2 protein-coding genes are annotated in these 1,169 nt (G+C 69.5%); both read right to left on the bottom strand.

Annotated elements, in window-relative coordinates; all coding sequences use genetic code 11:
- On the bottom strand, positions 1 to 189 hold a 189-nt coding region (locus tag WDW90_RS37365; protein ID WP_336492765.1), incomplete at its 3' end, for an SDR family NAD(P)-dependent oxidoreductase.
- Positions 186 to 1,169 (bottom strand): sulfopropanediol 3-dehydrogenase (gene hpsN / locus WDW90_RS37360; RefSeq protein ID WP_336492764.1); only part of this gene is annotated, 984 nt, incomplete at its 5' end. The genes hpsN and WDW90_RS37365, both read right to left, overlap by 4 nt.

Here is a 1,169-nt window from a genome sequence, read left to right as displayed (position 1 = left end):
GAGCCCGTCCTCGCGCAGGCTCGCGGCCGCGACTGCGAGATCCGGCTCGCGCCGAGCTGTCAGCACCAGATCCGCCCCCGCGAGACCGAGGGCCCGGGCGAGCGCGAGCCCGATACCCGAATTGCCGCCCGTGACGAGTGCCGTACGCCCGCTGAGGTCGAACAAGGCCGCGAGCCGGAAGCCGCTCATGCGGTCACCGAGACGCCGAGGTCGAACTCGTGGCCCGGGAAATATTTGGCGAGCCGGTCGTCGGCCGTGCGGGCATGAGCCTCCATGCCCTCCAACCGCGAGATCCGGGCGGTGGCCTGAGCGATGGTCTTGCAGGCCTCGCGGTCCATGCGTTGCCACGTCAGCGGCCGCAGGAACTTGTGCACCGAGAGCCCCGCCGAATAACGGGCCGCGAACTTTGTCGGCAGGATGTGGTTCGGGCCCGAGGTCTTGTCGCCGAAAGCCACTGTCGTCTCCTCGCCGAGGAACAGCGAGCCGTAGTTGCTCAAGGCACCGAGCCACCAGTCGAGATCGGCCGCGTGAATCTCGAGGTGCTCGCTGGCGTAGCGGTCCGAGACGGCGACGATCTCCTCGCGGCTGTCGCAGACGATCACCTCGCCGTAGTCGCGCCAAGCCGCGCCCGCGGCCTCCCGCGCCGTCGGAGGAAGGGTATCGATCAGGACCGGGACACGCGCCATCACGTTCTCGGCGAGCACCCGGGAGGTCGTGAACAGCCAGGCCGGGCTCTCGTGACCGTGCTCGGCCTGGCCCACGAGGTCGGAGGCGACGATCGCCGGATCGGCCGTCTCGTCCGCTATGATGCCGACCTCGGAGGGGCCGGCGAACACGTCGATGCCGACGCGCCCGAACAGCATGCGCTTGGCTTCGGCCACGAACTTGTTGCCGGGTCCGACGATGATGTCGGCGGGCTTGCCCGTGAACAGGCCGAACGCCATGGCGGCAATGGCCTGGACGCCGCCGAGCGTCATCACCACGTCCGCGCCCGCCACCTTCATGGCGTAGAGGACGTAGGGGTGGATGCCCTCGCCGCGATAGGGCGTCGAGCAGGCAACGACCGTCGGAACGCCCGCGGCCTTGGCCGTCGCGATCGACATGTAGGCCGAGGCGATATGCGCGTAGCGGCCGGTGGGCACGTAGCAGCCGGCGACGTTACAGGGGAC

Source organism: Methylobacterium nigriterrae (assembly GCF_037106235.1).
GTDB lineage: Bacteria > Pseudomonadota > Alphaproteobacteria > Rhizobiales > Beijerinckiaceae > Methylobacterium > Methylobacterium nigriterrae.
This window is presented reverse-complemented; position numbering and strand designations above follow the sequence as displayed.